Raw genomic sequence first — 15,992 nt, forward strand, 5'->3', positions numbered from 1 at the left:
CTACAATCTCCACTGTGTCAGGGGTCTCCTGAAAGTGTCCTAATCTTGGCCATTTGAAAATGTCATTTCTTCTTCTGCTTTTTCTTCCCAATTTTTAAAAAAATCTTTTGTTCTACTTGGATTTTCTTCTGTCTTCTTCCGTTCTTTTCTTTGCTGTACTTTTTCTTGCTTTTCCTCAACTATCTCAGGTAGAGGAAATACTCAATGCCACGTTCAGGAACTTGCAAGTGCTTGCACTGCCACACTTTTTTCAAACCCAACCCCCGCTCTAAAGGTCGTCAGAAATTCTGCTCAGCACCTGAGTGTCGACAAGCCAGTAAGGCCGCCAGTCAAAAAAAATGGCTGCAAAAACCTCAAAATAAAAACTACTTCTGTGGCACTGTCAATGTCCAGCGTGTTCAGCAATGGCGTTCCCAAAATCCAAAATACTGGAAAATTGTACAACAATCATTGGATAACCCATTACCGTTACAAGATACCTTAATCACGCAAGCGATTGATATAAAAGAGAAAACAGACGATCTTAACGCCAATGCGTTACAAGAGATCTTAAAGTCCCAACCCACTGTTTTAATAGGATTAATTGCACATCTTATCGGTAGTACGTTACAAGATGACATAGTCGAGAGTGGTCTGAAACTGCGAGAATTAGGCGAGGATCTTTTACTCAACACTCACCTAAAACATGGAGAAAACAATGACCGAGCATCCTATGCCCAATCCAGGGCAATTACGTCAAATCCCCTCTCAGTTCAGTTGGATCGATCACCGCCTGGTTCGTGATGGCCACTTTGAGTCTTGCTCTTGTGAATCAATGGCATTTTATTTATTTTTACTTACCGTTGCCGATCAAAATGGGCTGAGTTATTACTCACAACCGAGCTTAATGAAACAGTTGAATATAGGGACATTAAAGTTCACTCAGGCACGAACAGAACTCATTCAGGCCAAACTAATCACTTATAAACATCCTTTGTATCAAGTCCTATCTTTATCCCCATCAGCCAAATCTGACCCCGTTAGACAAACCTCATCTTCACCTGTCCACATAAAACAAATACTCAAACAATTAAATGCTGGAGGCCATCATGATTGATTATGAAGCCTGGTGCCGTATGAAACAGTATCAACAGGATAAGCTGAACGTAGGTCAGATTGCACAAAAGATGGATCTCAGATCACCGCACAGTAGAGAGCTGGCTACAGGAAAAACATTATCGACCACGGAAACCGGCAGCACAAAACAGCAAACTCGATCCCTATAAGGATGATATTGTCAGTTTGCTGGAAAAGCATGCTTATACGGCGACTCAGCTCTTTCAACGAGTACAGGAGGAGGGTTATGACGGGAGCTACTCTGTGGTCAAACGTTATGTTCATCAGGTTCGACCCAAACGAAAGCCCGCTTTTTAACCTTAGCCTTTGCACCAGGTGAAGCTGCTCAGGTTGACTGGGGCCTGTACAAAACCATTCAAGTGGGTGAAACCACTCGCAAGCTGAACTTCTTTGTGATGGTGTTATGCCATTCCAGAATGATGTACGTAGAATTCACTTTATCACAAAGCATGGAACACTTTCTGGCCTGTCATCAACATGCTTTTGAGTTCTTTGGTGCCGTGCCGGAAAAAGTCATGATTGATAATTTGAAGACGGGCGTTCTCTCTCGCCCTGCAGGAGAAGATATTGTTTTTAACCCTAAATACTTAGACTTTGCACATCATTATGGTTTTAGAATTAAAGCCTGTGGCGTTCGTAAGGGCAATGAAAAGGTCGGGTTGAAAACGGGGTGGGTTATGTCAAAAAAACTTCCTCAATGGCCTGGAGTTGACTCAGTTTGAGATCTTGAATCCAGCCATTAAAATCTGGATGGCTGACATTGCTAATGTGCGCATCCATGGCGAAACCCGAAAAAGCCAGTGGATTGTTTGCCTGAAGATGTGCAGGCCATGCGCTCTTTGCCCATTAACCGATATGACATTGCACGGATTGAAACCGTCCGCCGACCGAACAAACTGTTTCGCATCAGTCTGGATTCTAACCGCTATTCAGTGCCCGCAGAATATGCCAGCCAGTCACTGACCTTAAAAATCTATCCCGAGCGACTTTGTGTTTATGATCAGGAAAAACTCATTGCCCGACACATTCGCAGCTTTGAGCGCCATCGTGATTTTGAAGATCCGGACCATCCCAAAGAATTGCTAGCCCAGCGCAGACGTTCAGAAGATCAAAACTGTTTCAACGCTTTATTGCACTGTCACCTCGTGCCAGTGATTACTATCAAAAGCTGGCTCAGAAGCGTTTAAACCCTAAAGTTCATGTGCGAAAGATTGTTGGCCTCAGTGAAATCTATGGCATTGAAGCCACTGAACGAGCCATGCTGGATGCCTTTGTCTTTGAAGCCTTCAGTAGTGAGTATGTGGCCAATTTATTGGAACAGCGACTCAACAAATTACCCGAAGCAGGTGCTTTGCATTTAACCCGCAGTGAAGACTTACTCGACATTACGTTAGAAAAACCCGACATCAATATTTATCAACCTAAAGAAATCAAAGGAACAACTTATGACTCAACCATCCAGTTTGAAACAAAACAATCAAACAAAGAAGAAAAGTGAAGCCATTCAAATGATGCTTGATATGCCCACTGATAAAGAAGTCGAAAGACTACTTGAACAGTTGAAATACTTTAAGTTGCCTGGTATTGCCGAGCATTATGAAGAGACGGCTTTAAAGGCTAATAAAGACAGTTGGTCTCATGTTAATTACCTGACTCAGTTAATTGAGTTGGAAAATAATAGGCGACAGGAAAGAGCAATTGAACGTAAAGTGAAAACGGCTCGATTCCCATTTGTGAAAACACTACAGCAGTTCAGTTGGAACTGGCCAAAGAAAATTAATCAACTGCAGATCAAGGATCTCTTTCGGCTACAGTTTTTAAAGCAACACACTAATATTATTTTACTGGGTGGCGTTGGCTTAGGAAAAACGCATCTGGCCACCGCCTGTCATCATGCCTGTCTCAATGGAAAACGGGTCTTGTTTACAAATACGGTGGATGCCATTAACTCACTCATTGTGGCACAGAAATCGGGTCGTTTGAAACTGGAAATGCGCAAATACATTAAACCTGAAATCCTCATTTTAGATGAACTGGGCTACTTACCCATTGATAAGAATGGAGCCGATATGCTGTTTCAAATCATCTCTGGTCGTTATGAAGTGGGCTCAACGGTGATCACCACCAATCGTGCCTTTAAGGACTGGCCAGAGATCTTTAACAATGACAGCACATTGACCTCAGCATTGCTGGATAGATTACTGCATCATGCTCAGACAGTGGTTATTGAAGGAAAAAGCTATCGTATGAAAGATCAGATTGAAAGTTAAAGGGAAGTCATTCAAATCCCAGATCATGACTTGATCTGGGAGTCATTGAGGTGATCTGGCCGAAACAATTTCAAATGGCCAACTCTTTACAAATTCACGAGACCGCTGTCACCACTGTTTTAATTTTACGAGATCATAATACGAATCATTATCATTTGCAATAGTATTACTTAAATATTTCCTAATTAACTAATTGATTAAAAATAATCAAATGTGAATTTTATTTAATCTTCGTGTAAGGTTTGAGTAAGAATTGATATGGGATAATAACGAGAAAAATAATTAATATAAATTTCTGAACTATTAAATTCTGAACTATTAAATTCTGAACTATTAAATTCTGAACTATTAAATTCTGAACTATTAAATTCTGAACTATTAAATTCTGAACTATTAAATTCTGAACAAAAGAGCAGACCATGATAAATAAAGGCAATGAAAATTTCACAATCAAACTATTATTTATACTGCTAATCACCCTATTATTAATAGTATTAACTTTAATGTGGACACAACATAAAAAGTACCACAACTATCAAACAAACCAATATGGCCATTCTGAGGTGGTATTAATAAGTAATGAGGCGAGCAAGAAATTAAAATAGATTTATTTTAATTAAAGACTGTAAGCAATTGAAATAAAATCATTTAATGACTATTGCCATGATAAAAAGAATAGGTATTGCGACCAAGAGATTTAGCGTGATACATCGCATCATCCGCCTGTTTTAATAACTCACTTGAATCAGTCGTGTCATAAGGATAGAGGCTGACACCCACACTAGCACCTATATTAATTTGTTGTGACTTAAGATGAAAAGGTAAATGCATTGCCTGTATGATATTTTTAGCTATCAGTGAAATGGTCTGCTCATCAGACAGTGAGTTAATAATCATCACAAATTCATCACCGCCTACTCTTGCTAAGAAGTCACTACTACGCTTAACATTATTCATTCTTTGGGCAGCCATTTTTAGGATGGAATCACCAACATCATGACCATAAGTATCATTAACCGCTTTAAAACCGTCAAAGTCAATGAATAATAAAGCAACAGACATCTCATTACGTTGGGCATAAATGAGCGTCTGATTTAAGCGTTCATTGAGCAATAGGCGATTCGGAAGTCCGGTTAGATGATCGTGAAATGCCAAGTGCGCTAATTGTTCATCTCTGTCATCGGTATCAGAAATATCACTGAACACCCCAAAATGATACATTATCTTGCCCGACTTATTTTTGATGACATTGATTGTCAGGAGTTCAAGAAAAACCTCACCATTTTTACGCTTATTCCACACTTCTCCCTGCCATTGTCCTGTATTTTTAAGTGACTTCCAGAGTCTTTCATAAAATTGTTTGTTATGGCGCCCAGACTGTAAAAAACGAGGATTATGTCCCATAGATTCGGCCTCACTATAACCTGTGATTTTACTATAAGCATCATTCACACCGATTATTTTATGCTGGCTATCCGTCACTAACATACCGTCAGATGAATGGTTATAAATAAGTGAGCTATTAAAGGTATTTTGATTAGTAAAATAAGAAGTAAATGAAGTCATAGCACAACTCAGTTTGTGCATGAATAATGATAATAGGCCAATAACCCATTGCATTAAATGACTCAATGACATTCTCATAAACTGACTTCCCCAAGTATTCACTCATTTAAGCAATGCAGCATTGAAGCTGTAATGCCAGATGAATATTTATTTAAATTACGCTTATTTCTAAGCATAATTTCACATTAGGATTATCTAATTTGATCAAAAAAACATCAACAGCCTAAAGGTATACAGTTTTAAAGCCTCATTTGAGACTAAAGTCTATTTTCTTTAAGCCTATGATTATAATAGCAGATTTGTAATTTTTTTCATTGATATGTCTCACACAAGAAACCTAAATTATATTTAATGATGGTGTAAGGTTAGCGACAGAATTCTTATGTGATAATACAGCCATAGAAAGAAATTAAACCTTAAGTCAATCTAAACCTGACTCAATTAAAAAAACGACAAAAAAATTAAGGAGAAATAGTCATGAAAAACACTCACAAGCTAAATATAACATTAAATGCATTGGTTCTTCTGCTACTGGCATTATTTTTTCTGGCAGGCACTATGATGTGGTCACAAAGTCATCAATACCAGAATCATAGTTATATGCATCAAGATAGTTCCTACGGTCAGTTTAACTCCATGACTTGGAATAAAGCGGGTCAATAGTATAAAAGTAATAATTAAATCAAAATAATATAAGGCTATAAATTTTAATTTTATCTCTGGAGGTGTATCATGTTGTGGCTACTTTTATTAGTTGTTTTCGGTGCATTATATCTGTCCCACCAATCCGGTTATCTGGCTCAGACACTGCCTGAGTCACATAGAAAACAAAAAAATGCACAGGACGTTCTCGATGAACGCTATGCACGCGGTGAATTAGATACCGATGAATATGAGTCAATGAAAGCAACACTGACTCATAATCAGACTCACTAATTCTTTATCATGAGCAAAACTGGCGGTATAAAAGAGCTTTCTTTTATGCCGTTTTATTGGAATTATCAATGACACTCAATTTAACTGGCATTACTTTTTATATAGTCTTACTTAATATCGTCATATTTAGTGCAGATATTTCTGCTCATGGGATTCCTGTCCCCATGAATGCCTCAACGTCTATAAACTCACCGGCAGATGGCGATACTGTTAGCTCCCCTTTTCTGGTTAAATTCAGCGTTAGAAATTTTATGATCGCACCATCGGGTGAGAATGTTAATCGTGCCGGTCACTATCATCTTTTAATTAACGTCATTGAGCCGGTAAATTATCATGAAAGTCTGCCTTTTGATCAACAGCACTTAGATTTTGAACAAGGTGAATCAGAAGTATTACTCAAGTTACCTAAAGGTAAGCATCGCCTACAGCTAGTAGTGGGGGATCAAACTCACGAACCCATAAAGCCCTTGGTTTCTAATCCTATTACCATTACTGTTAAATAAAAAGCTAAATAAGAAGAAAAAATTACTTGATTACCCACAAAGCTCCGCCATATTTCGATAATTATACTATAATTATACTATAATTAAAGTATAGATTATGTGTGGAGTAGAATGATGTCAAAAAATAAAATTCAGTTTCAAGAAGGTTATAGTTTATTTGAGCTTTTTAATGATTATGGCACTGACAAACAGTGCCGACAAGCCTTATTTAAATGGAAATTTCCTGATGGATTTGTTTGCCCAGAGTGTGGCAATAAGACTTATTGCACTCTAGAACATCGCCATCTTTATCAGTGCCACCATTGTCATCATCAGACATCAGCAACCTGTGGGACAATATTTGATAGTACCAAACTGCCTTTATCTAAGTGGTTTTTAGCGATTCATCTTATGACTCAATTGAAGACAGCGGTTTCAGCATTAGAATTAAAGAGACAGCTTAAGGTAAGCTACAATACAGCCTGGAGTATGAAACAAAAGATCATGCAGGTTATGAAAGAACGTGATGACAGTAAACCTTTATCAGGCATCATTCAAATTGATGATGCCTACTGGGGTGGTGAGCACAGAGGCGGCTCCAGAGGTCGTGGTTCAGAAAATAAAACACCGTTCGCAGCCGTTTCTACTAATGAAGATGGACACCCGATTGCAATGAATTTAAATGTGCTTAAAGGGTTTAAATCCAGTGAAATAAAACGATGGGCACAAACTCATTTAACACCTGGAAGTACTGTTTACTCAGATGGGTTAAATTGTTTTCCTGCGGTTAAAGAAGCTGACTGTAAGCATGTTCCAATCGTCACGGGTGGTGGTGCGGCAAGTGTTGATAAAATTGAGTTTATCTGGGGTTAACACTATGATAGGTAATATTAAAAACTCTATGAAGGGAAGCTATCATTCCATTAACTCAAAACATTTACCTCGGTATCTTGCTGAATTTTGTTATCGGTTTAATAGACGCTTTAACTTAAAAGACATGATGCCAAGGTTTTTTATGCGTGGCGATGAAAACGCCACCTATGAATGGAAAGCTCCTAAAAATGGCGGAGCTTTATGGGTAATCAAGAAAAATTATGCGTATATTATTAATTGAAGACGATATCAGTGTTGCTGATTTCATTATCAAAGGCCTCGGTGAAAACAATCATGTTGTCGATCATCAGGCCGACGGCAAAGAAGGATTATTTTTTGCCACCACGGAAAACTACGATGTTATGATCGTGGATAGAATGCTCCCAGGCATCGAAGGCTTAACCATTATACGTACTATACGCGCCTCAAATATAAAAAACCCCCGTTATTATACCAAGCCGATAAACAAAGGTGTTGATATTTTTGTATAAAAACACCCATATTTGCTCAAAGTAATGAATTTCCAAGTTTAGAAATAGTTTTTAACAATGCTTGTCTTTTGATTTTGTTATCTTCATTATGTGCTACTTCACTTAATGCTGATAACTCTTTATGTTTCTTATTATCTGCATCAAATTCTGGTAAATTCATGTGTTTAAACACATTACCCACTTGAATTGAAATATTATGACTATCAATAAAAGCTTGTACTGTAGAGCTGTTTAGTAAACCACAAAGATAATAGGCTGGCTCTGAATCATAAAAATCAACAAAAAACAATTTGTGGTCGGGAACAAAAACTTTTTGACCACTGATAGGATCGTTACCTTTTGTAATGACTGCCGCTCTAAATGATTTATTGCCAGGCTGTTCAGGCCATACCACTTTAAATGGTGCGAAAGTATAACTGCCAACATTTGAAATACAGAAATAAAGGTGCGTGTTCTGTCATTCGTTTGCTATATGTTGATCTTAAAATAAGCTGGTCTTGATAGGTGCTAAAAAATCCTTCACACTTTGGTTTGTCTTCCATGTCATTTTCACAATCTTCTAATAACTGTTTTGTGATCCCCTTATTAGGCACCAGTACATATAAATCTTTTTTGATTGAGACATAACATTCCTGTATATCTCCAGCCCCTTAACTAAAGGATATAGAAAATCAGGTTCTATCCAAAACTTTCTTGCTGGTTTTACTTTTTCATTTCTTCCAAAGTCAGGGCAGGTTTTAATTTGCACCAAATTATTATTTTTATTTGTATCAATAATTTTTACAAAATAAATACCATTTAATTCTGTGGTTACTCCTTTTCTGCCGTTAACCCAAGTGCTTGCACCAGTGATCTTTTAAATGCTTTAAAACCACCTTTCGGTGTAATAGCCCATGGTGAATCACCTCCCGTAACAGGGGTTGCCTCACACTTATCAATGTCAACTGAATCAAGAGCTTCTTGTTTTGTGAGGTGAGCAGGGATTGCTTTTTATTTCCTTTAGCCGCTTCCCATATAGCATAGGGTATAGGATATTTTATTGTGTTACCTTTGCATTTTTTAGCAATAAAAATAGCTGTTTTATTGGCTGCATCAGGAAATGGCTTTAAAGCTTTTAGATCATCAATCCCTACAGGTTGAATGATCTGATTATTTCCGATATAAAATGATCGAAAACCTGCTGAAGATGGTGATTGAAAATGAGTTTGCGTGATAACAAATGCTAAAATTCCGTCTTCATCTTTGAGCCATTTATCTGCAACGGTATAGGTGATCATTCCTGATATATCAAGTTCATTTCCACCATGAAATTTTGTTTTTGAGAAAATTCCATAATGATCACAGGTTGGCTTTATACGTTCACGGTATAATTCGGGTAATTTTGACCATCTGACCCAAGGTGGATTACCAACAACCACATCAAACTTTCCTGCAATAGCAGACAGAAGAAATTACGCACTATACGAAACCAGATACCATTCCAGTTTCTTTCATGTAAATCCAGAATTTTTTTCATAAGTATGCTTGAGTGGTGATCTCCATTCTTTCATTTCATTGGATGTAATTAATTTTTTTGTATTAATTTTTTTCTGTCTCACGCCACTGAGTACTTTTTGAAACTAAATTATCCATTAGTAAAAATACGGAATCTAAACGACTTCTATCAAAAGCCAATTCTGAAGGCAATAAAATTTCAAGATCGGCTACTTCACTACCAATTTTATAAGAGACAATCAATTCATCTTTTTAGGATTTCGAGCTGGGGAATACACTGCATCCGCTAAAAGAATCGGTATTTCTATATCTGTTCCTTTGTTATTGTCTAATAAATCAGAAATAGCGATTAATATATTCACTCGGGCAGTCTGGACTGCTAAAGGATTTAAATCAAAGCCCCAGACATTGTGATGTGTCAACGGACAGTTTTCTAAATATTTTTTGGCTGTTTCAAGTGATTTTTGTCATTTTGTATTTCCTATCATTTTAGTTTCTCATGTTAACTTTAAACAGATGAAGAGAAAGGGCTTTGCCCTCTGGAACTTTTGTCATTTTGTATTTCCTATCATTTTAGTTTCTCATGTTAACTTTAAACAGATGAAGAGAAAGGGCTTTGCCCTCTGGAACGATAGAGCCGTTCCATTCACCCAAGGTATTTTCACAACGGTAATGATCCTGTTACAATATCTTCACGGCACAGGCTGAGGAGCCGATGGCCGTCAACGGTAATGGGCGGCATTTATGTCGCCTTTTACCCCTCTTCAATCAATCGATTTAAGCTATTTCCTGCTGTATTTCATAATCGACTGGTGACAAATAATCATTAGCCGAATGAAGTCGCTCCCGATTATAAAATACCTCAATATATTCAAATATTGCCTGCTTTGCTTCTACTCTGGTTTTGAATCGACAATGGTGCGTCAATTCAGTTTTCAAACTATGAAAGAAGCTCTCTGATACAGCATTGTCCCAGCAATTTCCTTTGCGGCTCATAGACTGAATTATGTTATGATCCGACAATATTTTTCTATGACTATCAGAGGCATATTGGCTACCTCGGTCAGTATGCCAAAGCAATCCATCCATTGGTTTACGCTTCCATATGGCCATCAGTAAAGCATCATTGACTAGCTTGGCTTTCATTCGCTCATCCATCGACCAGCCAACAATTTGCCTAGAGAATAAGTCAATGACAACCGCTAAATATAACCAGCCTTCCTTGGTGGCAATATAGGTAATATCACCCACATAGTAGCGATCAGGTTGAGAGACAGTAAACTCTCTTTCCAGTAAATTTGGAGATATACGCTTATTATGCTTGGAATTAGTCGTCGCTTTAAAGCGTCTCTTCGTTTTACAAAACAAACCGGCTTTTTTTCATTAATCGACCAATTCTCCGGCGGCTTATATGAACGCCTTTTTCAGCCAGTTTTCTTTTAAGACGACGGGTTCCATAAGTCTTGCGACTGTCTTCAAACAGTTTTTTAGCTGCTCAGTAAGCGCTTCATTTTCTTTCTCTCTATCCGTTTTAGGAGAGCTAACCCAATCATAATAGCAACTACGGGAAACATCCATAAAACGGCACAGAATCGTTACCGGGTAATCTTTAGCCTGATCAGTTATCCATGCGTACTTCACAAAGTTTCCCTTGCAAAGTACGCTGTGGCCTTTTTAATAAATCACGCTCCTGAATCTTTTGCCAATTCTTTTTTCAGACGTTTTACTTCATCATAAATGTGTTCATCACTTCTATTGGCTACCGTCTTCACCGGTTTGGAATATTTACTGATCCAGGTATGTAGAGTATTTACATTAACACCTAGCTCCCTGGCAGTCTGAGAAACAGGTTGATCCGTCTCATTAGCTAATTTGACAGCTGATTCTTTAAATTCTGATGTATAGCTTTTATTCGGTTTTTTTGTTTGATCATTCATTTTAGGTCACACTTTTTATCTTTTAGTTATTTTAAGTTGTGTGTCCGGTTAAGTATAACCACATTATTGTTTATGATGTGTTTTAACACTTCTAAATCACCCCACCCATCATCTGTTGCTTGTATTTTTTATTTTCCTGATTAAAGCCAGTAAGAAAGAAGCTGAACCACATGTTGGATCAAGAAATCGTTGAGTTAAAAAATTTTTTACATTGATTCTATCCAGAGTGACTTCAACCAACCATTCTGGTGTATAAAATTCACCCAGACTTTTTCGTAGCTCATTTGGCACGAGATCTTGATAAAACGACTTAAGAACATCTTTTGAACGTGCGGAAGTTAATTTATCCGCTCTATACATGGAGAATGAAAGCAAAATACCTTTTAATCCATCAATTATTTTGGCTTGATGTTGTTTCAATCTTGCAACATCAAGATACCAACTGAAAATAACTTCTTCTCCAAACCCATTTATTCCAGCACCAGAAAAGAAATTACCCTGTTCAATTTCATATTCCATTCGGTCAATTAATAATTGACCATCAAGGCTGACTGTTTCTCTGATAAATCCTTTATAAGTGGTTAGTGCATGTTCGGCAACAACTTCTGCACCAAGAATTTTTATCAAAAGAGAGTTGTAAGTATGTATGACAAAAAAGTGCAACAGGGATCTTCAATTCTTCAGACTTTTTTGTTCAGAGAAATTGACTTGAAATCAATATTATCAAGAATCCCATTCACTTGGCTGATGGAAAGATTTGATGTTTGTCCATAAAGAGCTTTCCACTCTTCAAAGATCATTTTTATTTTATTATTATTTTTCTTTTCCAGTCGCTCTGATAATGCGTCAGATAAAGCCTGTAACATATTACAGCCAGCATCAGAACTATGACCAAAATCAGTGATTAGATTTTCTGATGTAACAGGAACCCATTTACAATCAGTCAGAGCCTTAACTATCAAAGATACACTGGATTCACTTAATGGTAATAATGCATCATGAACTATTTTTCCTCGGCTGTACCGTGCAAATGCAATATGCTCTGCATCGGTAACTATTCCAATATAATCCTCATTGTCGAGGGATTCGAGTTTAGCACGAGTCGGGATATATTTTTTAAGCGATCAAACACCGCATTTTTAAATGCAGAACTGGAAGTACTGCCATTAAATAAGCCCTTATCCTTAAATTCAATAATAACTCTGTTATAACTGGCATCAACTCTTTGCCTCTCCATTTGAAAAGGAATATTTAAAGCATCACCAATAATCTTTATCCATCCCTGGCGTACTTCTGTTTCATTGAGCCAGTTACCTTTGTCTTTCTTAAGTTGTTTGAAAATTGTTTTATTCATAATGGCTCATAGTTAATTAGGTGAAAAATAAATGATGTCTTCTTGATGTGTCAACACTTTTCCGGACAGTTTTCTAAATATTTTTTTGGCTGTTTCAAGTGATTTTTGTCATTTTGTATTTCCTATCATTTTAGTTTCTCATGTTAACTTTAAACAGATGAAGAGAAAGGGCTTTGCCCTCTGGAACGATAGAGCCGTTCCATTCACCCAAGGTATTTTCACAACGGTAATGATCCTGTTACAATATCTTCACGGCACAGGCTGAGGAGCCGATGGCCGTCAACGGTAATGGGCGGCATTTATGTCGCCTTTTACCCCTCTTCAATCAATCGATTTAAGCTATTTCCTGCTGTATTTCATAATCGACTGGTGACAAATAATCATTAGCCGAATGAAGTCGCTCCCGATTATAAAATACCTCAATATATTCAAATATTGCCTGCTTTGCTTCTACTCTGGTTTTGAATCGACAATGGTGCGTCAATTCAGTTTTCAAACTATGAAAGAAGCTCTCTGATACAGCATTGTCCCAGCAATTTCCTTTGCGGCTCATAGACTGAATTATGTTATGATCCGACAATATTTTTCTATGACTATCAGAGGCATATTGGCTACCTCGGTCAGTATGCCAAAGCAATCCATCCATTGGTTTACGCTTCCATATGGCCATCAGTAAAGCATCATTGACTAGCTTGGCTTTCATTCGCTCATCCATCGACCAGCCAACAATTTGCCTAGAGAATAAGTCAATGACAACCGCTAAATATAACCAGCCTTCCTTGGTGGCAATATAGGTAATATCACCCACATAGTAGCGATCAGGTTGAGAGACAGTAAACTCTCTTTCCAGTAAATTTGGAGATATACGCTTATTATGCTTGGAATTAGTCGTCGCTTTAAAGCGTCTCTTCGTTTTACAAAACAAACCGGCTTTTTTCATTAATCGACCAATTCTCCGGCGGCTTATATGAACGCCTTTTTCAGCCAGTTTTCTTTTAAGACGACGGGTTCCATAAGTCTTGCGACTGTCTTCAAACAGTTTTTTAGCTGCTCAGTAAGCGCTTCATTTTCTTTCTCTCTATCCGTTTTAGGAGAGCTAACCCAATCATAATAGCAACTACGGGAAACATCCATAAAACGGCACAGAATCGTTACCGGGTAATCTTTAGCCTGATCAGTTATCCATGCGTACTTCACAAAGTTTCCCTTGCAAAGTACGCTGTGGCCTTTTTAATAAATCACGCTCCTGAATCACTTTTGCCAATTCTTTTTTCAGACGTTTTACTTCATCATAAATGTGTTCATCACTTCTATTGGCTACCGTCTTCACCGGTTTGGAATATTTACTGATCCAGGTATGTAGAGTATTTACATTAACACCTAGCTCCCTGGCAGTCTGAGAAACGGGTTGATCCGTCTCATTAGCTAATTTGACAGCTGATTCTTTAAATTCTGATGTATAGCTTTTATTCGGTTTTTTTTGTTTGATCATTCATTTTAGGTCACACTTTTTATCTTTTAGTTATTTTAAGTTGTGTGTCCGGTTAAGTATAGCCACATTATCTGGACTAACAATGCCTTTTGCCAGACCTAAACGCATAGCGGGTGTTTTTTTGTCTTTTCCTGCAATACAATAATTATAATAAACTCGGAATATATCGAGTAACTTAACAATGTTCTTTGGGTTGTAAGCAGAATACCCATACCACCTTCTGCCAGAACTGCTGGCAGATGAAATAACTCGCTCTAATAATGATAATCTACGTCTAACCTGCATAAAAAAATTATCAATCCCATGCATGGAGGCTTTGTTATATAACCATGCCTGATGGTCTTCATCATAGTTAATGTGGCTATACTTAACCGGACACACAACTTAAAATAACTAAAAGATAAAAAGTGTGACCTAAAATGAATGATCAAACAAAAAACCGAATAAAAGCTATACATCAGAATTTAAAGAATCAGCTGTCAAATTAGCTAATGAGACGGATCAACCCGTTTCTCAGACTGCCAGGGAGCTAGGTGTTAATGTAAATACTCTACATACCTGGATCAGTAAATATTCCAAACCGGTGAAGACGGTAGCCAATAGAAGTGATGAACACATTTATGATGAAGTAAAACGTCTGAAAAAAGAATTGGCAAAAGTGATTCAGGAGCGTGATTTATTAAAAAGGCCACAGCGTACTTTGCAAGGGAAACTTTGTGAAGTACGCATGGATAACTGATCAGGCTAAAGATTACCCGGTAACGATTCTGTGCCGTTTTATGGATGTTTCCCGTAGTTGCTATTATGATTGGGTTAGCTCTCCTAAAACGGATAGAGAGAAAGAAAATGAAGCGCTTACTGAGCAGCTAAAAAACTGTTTGAAGACAGTCGCAAGACTTATGGAACCCGTCGTCTTAAAAAGAGAAAACTGGCTGAAAAAGGCGTTCATATAAGCCGCCGGAGAATTGGTCGATTAATGAAAAAGCCGGTTTGTTTTGTAAAACGAAGAGACGCTTTAAAGCGACGACTAATTCCAAGCATAATAAGCGTATATCTCCAAATTTACTGGAAAGAGAGTTTACTGTCTCTCAACCTGATCGCTACTATGTGGGTGATATTACCTATATTGCCACCAAGGAAGGCTGGTTATATTTAGCGGTTGTCATTGACTTATTCTCTAGGCAAATTGTTGGCTGGTCGATGGATGAGCGAATGAAAGCCAAGCTAGTCAATGATGCTTTAAAGATGACGATATGGAAGCGTAAACCAATGGATGGATTGCTTTGGCATACTGACCGAGGTAGCCAATATGCCTCTGATAGTCATAGAAAAATATTGTCGGATCATAACATAATTCAGTCTATGAGCCGCAAAGGAAATTGCTGGGACAATGCTGTATCAGAGAGCTTCTTTCATAGTTTGAAAACTGAATTGACGCACCATTGTCGATTCAAAACCAGGTTATAAAGCAAAGCAGGCAATATTTGAATATATTGAGGTATTTTATAATCGGGAGCGACTTCATTCGGCTAATGATTATTTGTCACCAGTCGATTATGAAATACAGCAGGAAATAGCTTAAATCGATTGATTGAAGAGGGGTAAAGGCGACATAAATGCCGCCCATTACCATGACGGCCATCGGCTCCTCAGCCTGTGCCGTGAAGATCATGTAACAGGATCATTACCGTTGTGAAAATACCTTGGGTGAATGGAATTCTATCGTCCAGAGGGCAAAAGCCTGTTTAAAGTTAACATGAGAAACTAAAATGATATGTTGTAAAATGACAAAAATCACTTGAAACAGCCAAAAAAATAGTTTGAGTAAGATAACAAATCGCTTTTTCTGGTTCAGACATATTAGGAAAAGGGTGTAAAAGCCATTTATCTTTCCAGTTTCCAATTTCCTGCATGTTTTCTAATCGATCTTTTATTATTTTTAATTTTATTTTATTTTTGATAAATCAGGGTGTTCTTTTTT

General features: G+C 37.5%; 19 protein-coding genes and 4 pseudogenes. 12 read left to right on the forward strand and 11 right to left on the reverse strand.

What is annotated here, in order from left to right:
• Window positions 1-204: 204 nt before the first annotated feature.
• The 7 genes from JEU79_RS14080 to istB all read left to right on the forward strand — a co-directional run bounded on the left by JEU79_RS14080 (window position 205) and on the right by istB (window position 3,386).
• Window positions 205-783, forward strand: a complete 579-nt coding sequence (locus JEU79_RS14080) for a hypothetical protein (RefSeq protein WP_198264608.1) — start codon at window positions 205-207, stop codon at window positions 781-783.
• A 31-nt stretch (window positions 784-814) separates the two neighbouring features.
• Complete coding sequence (locus JEU79_RS14085; RefSeq protein WP_246540317.1) at window positions 815-1,096, forward strand: hypothetical protein; 282 nt, start codon at window positions 815-817, stop codon at window positions 1,094-1,096.
• Window positions 1,097-1,155: 59 nt separating this feature from the next.
• On the forward strand, window positions 1,156-1,413 hold the full coding sequence (locus JEU79_RS28040; protein ID WP_343074970.1) for a hypothetical protein: 258 nt from the start codon (window positions 1,156-1,158) through the stop codon (window positions 1,411-1,413).
• 62 nt (window positions 1,414-1,475) lie between these two features.
• On the forward strand, window positions 1,476-1,838 hold the full coding sequence (locus tag JEU79_RS28045) for a DDE-type integrase/transposase/recombinase (protein ID WP_343074971.1): 363 nt from the start codon (window positions 1,476-1,478) through the stop codon (window positions 1,836-1,838).
• Window positions 1,839-1,916: 78 nt separating this feature from the next.
• Window positions 1,917-2,303 (forward strand): Mu transposase domain-containing protein, encoded by a 387-nt coding sequence (locus JEU79_RS28050; protein WP_343074972.1) that lies wholly within the window; start codon window positions 1,917-1,919, stop codon window positions 2,301-2,303.
• Between the two features lie 14 nt (window positions 2,304-2,317).
• Complete coding sequence (locus JEU79_RS28055) at window positions 2,318-2,614, forward strand: hypothetical protein (protein WP_343074973.1); 297 nt, start codon at window positions 2,318-2,320, stop codon at window positions 2,612-2,614.
• Between the two features lie 13 nt (window positions 2,615-2,627).
• Window positions 2,628-3,386, forward strand: a complete 759-nt coding sequence (gene istB, locus JEU79_RS14095) for an IS21-like element helper ATPase IstB (protein WP_425511179.1) — start codon at window positions 2,628-2,630, stop codon at window positions 3,384-3,386.
• Window positions 3,387-4,034: 648 nt separating this feature from the next.
• On the opposite strand, the gene JEU79_RS14100 is transcribed toward istB, so the two are convergent.
• Entirely contained in the window at window positions 4,035-5,054 is a 1,020-nt protein-coding gene (locus JEU79_RS14100) for a sensor domain-containing diguanylate cyclase (protein ID WP_214660575.1), read from the reverse strand.
• Window positions 5,055-5,687: 633 nt separating this feature from the next.
• Between JEU79_RS14100 and JEU79_RS14105 the strand changes: the two genes are divergently transcribed.
• The 4 genes and pseudogenes from JEU79_RS14105 (at window position 5,688) to JEU79_RS14120 (ending at window position 7,734) form a co-directional block, all read left to right on the forward strand.
• Entirely contained in the window at window positions 5,688-5,888 is a 201-nt protein-coding gene (locus JEU79_RS14105) for an SHOCT domain-containing protein (protein ID WP_214660576.1), read from the forward strand.
• A 68-nt stretch (window positions 5,889-5,956) separates the two neighbouring features.
• Complete coding sequence (locus JEU79_RS14110) at window positions 5,957-6,391, forward strand: DUF4399 domain-containing protein (RefSeq protein WP_198264611.1); 435 nt, start codon at window positions 5,957-5,959, stop codon at window positions 6,389-6,391.
• 114 nt (window positions 6,392-6,505) lie between these two features.
• A pseudogene (locus JEU79_RS14115) lies at window positions 6,506-7,452 on the forward strand (IS1595 family transposase).
• Window positions 7,453-7,464: 12 nt separating this feature from the next.
• Window positions 7,465-7,734, forward strand: a complete 270-nt coding sequence (locus JEU79_RS14120; RefSeq protein ID WP_198264612.1) for a response regulator — start codon at window positions 7,465-7,467, stop codon at window positions 7,732-7,734.
• A gap of 16 nt (window positions 7,735-7,750) precedes the next feature.
• On the opposite strand, the gene JEU79_RS14125 is transcribed toward JEU79_RS14120, so the two are convergent.
• From JEU79_RS14125 to JEU79_RS14170, 10 genes and pseudogenes are all read right to left on the reverse strand, one after another.
• Window positions 7,751-8,128, reverse strand: a complete 378-nt coding sequence (locus JEU79_RS14125) for a hypothetical protein (protein ID WP_198264613.1) — start codon at window positions 8,126-8,128, stop codon at window positions 7,751-7,753.
• Window positions 8,129-8,561: 433 nt separating this feature from the next.
• Complete coding sequence (locus JEU79_RS14130; protein ID WP_425511180.1) at window positions 8,562-9,179, reverse strand: Eco57I restriction-modification methylase domain-containing protein; 618 nt, start codon at window positions 9,177-9,179, stop codon at window positions 8,562-8,564.
• Between the two features lie 133 nt (window positions 9,180-9,312).
• Window positions 9,313-9,471: a hypothetical protein gene (locus JEU79_RS14135; protein ID WP_198262479.1), complete on the reverse strand. Its 159-nt coding sequence runs from the start codon at window positions 9,469-9,471 to the stop codon at window positions 9,313-9,315.
• Complete coding sequence (locus JEU79_RS14140) at window positions 9,468-9,650, reverse strand: hypothetical protein (protein WP_198264615.1); 183 nt, start codon at window positions 9,648-9,650, stop codon at window positions 9,468-9,470. Before JEU79_RS14140 ends, JEU79_RS14135 begins: the two co-directional genes overlap by 4 nt.
• Window positions 9,651-10,005: 355 nt before the next feature.
• Window positions 10,006-11,165 (reverse strand): annotated as a pseudogene (locus JEU79_RS14145) (IS3 family transposase).
• A 108-nt stretch (window positions 11,166-11,273) separates the two neighbouring features.
• Window positions 11,274-11,792 carry an N-6 DNA methylase gene (locus JEU79_RS14150; RefSeq protein ID WP_246540320.1) on the reverse strand — a complete coding sequence of 173 codons (519 nt, stop codon included), beginning with the start codon at window positions 11,790-11,792 and terminating at the stop codon, window positions 11,274-11,276.
• A gap of 53 nt (window positions 11,793-11,845) precedes the next feature.
• Complete coding sequence (locus JEU79_RS14155) at window positions 11,846-12,127, reverse strand: hypothetical protein (RefSeq protein WP_198264616.1); 282 nt, start codon at window positions 12,125-12,127, stop codon at window positions 11,846-11,848.
• A gap of 92 nt (window positions 12,128-12,219) precedes the next feature.
• On the reverse strand, window positions 12,220-12,519 hold the full coding sequence (locus JEU79_RS14160; RefSeq protein ID WP_198262483.1) for a hypothetical protein: 300 nt from the start codon (window positions 12,517-12,519) through the stop codon (window positions 12,220-12,222).
• Between the two features lie 334 nt (window positions 12,520-12,853).
• Window positions 12,854-14,011 (reverse strand): annotated as a pseudogene (locus JEU79_RS14165) (IS3 family transposase).
• Between the two features lie 30 nt (window positions 14,012-14,041).
• On the reverse strand, window positions 14,042-14,392 hold the full coding sequence (locus tag JEU79_RS14170; RefSeq protein WP_246540321.1) for a hypothetical protein: 351 nt from the start codon (window positions 14,390-14,392) through the stop codon (window positions 14,042-14,044).
• A 49-nt stretch (window positions 14,393-14,441) separates the two neighbouring features.
• On the opposite strand from JEU79_RS14170, the pseudogene JEU79_RS14175 reads away from it, so the two are divergent.
• Window positions 14,442-15,593: pseudogene (locus JEU79_RS14175) on the forward strand (IS3 family transposase); the annotation flags it as partial.
• Between the last annotated feature and the right edge of the window lie 399 nt (window positions 15,594-15,992).

This window comes from sulfur-oxidizing endosymbiont of Gigantopelta aegis (genome assembly GCF_016097415.1).
In the GTDB taxonomy this organism is placed as follows: domain Bacteria; phylum Pseudomonadota; class Gammaproteobacteria; order GRL18; family GRL18; genus GRL18.

Coding starts and splice junctions, on each gene's coding strand:
- JEU79_RS14080 (WP_198264608.1), top strand. CDS start 205: ATGCCACGTTCAGGAACTTGCAAGTGCTTGCACTGCCACACTTTTTTC.
- JEU79_RS14085 (WP_246540317.1), top strand. CDS start 815: ATGGCATTTTATTTATTTTTACTTACCGTTGCCGATCAAAATGGGCTG.
- istB (WP_425511179.1), top strand. CDS start 2,628: ATGCTTGATATGCCCACTGATAAAGAAGTCGAAAGACTACTTGAACAG.
- JEU79_RS14110 (WP_198264611.1), top strand. CDS start 5,957: ATGACACTCAATTTAACTGGCATTACTTTTTATATAGTCTTACTTAAT.
- JEU79_RS14120 (WP_198264612.1), top strand. CDS start 7,465: ATGCGTATATTATTAATTGAAGACGATATCAGTGTTGCTGATTTCATT.
- JEU79_RS14160 (WP_198262483.1), bottom strand. CDS start 12,519: ATGAATAAAACAATTTTCAAACAACTTAAGAAAGACAAAGGTAACTGG.